This is a genomic window from Paraburkholderia sp. SIMBA_053 (assembly GCF_046534895.1).
In the GTDB taxonomy this organism is placed as follows: Bacteria; Pseudomonadota; Gammaproteobacteria; order Burkholderiales; family Burkholderiaceae; genus Paraburkholderia; species Paraburkholderia caledonica.
Map to the genome: position 1 here is coordinate 1 of NZ_JAWRXU010000709.1, position 271 is coordinate 271.

General features: G+C 64.2%; 1 pseudogene. It reads right to left on the bottom strand.

Annotated elements, in window-relative coordinates:
- A pseudogene (locus SB753_RS37415) lies at positions 1-271 on the bottom strand (hypothetical protein); the annotation flags it as partial.

Sequence of the window (271 nt, forward strand, 5' to 3'; positions counted from 1 at the left end):
AGGGCAAGCGGCACGCGGCCGCCGCGGACCGCGCCGCCGGGAAGCCTGAGTTCGAGAAGCCGCACGCGCGGTTGCGCTTTCAATGTGAGCTGGAACACCGGCTTTCCCGCAATTTGCACTGTCGCTTCGTCCCACGTATTCCCGACTCCGGCAAGACGCGCATAAGCCAGTCGCGAGGCTTCCTCACGCTTTTGCACGTAGGCGAAATTCGCTCCATTGGCGCCGCCAATCAGATGAACGGTGGTGACGCACCATCCCGCGCGCAGTCGCT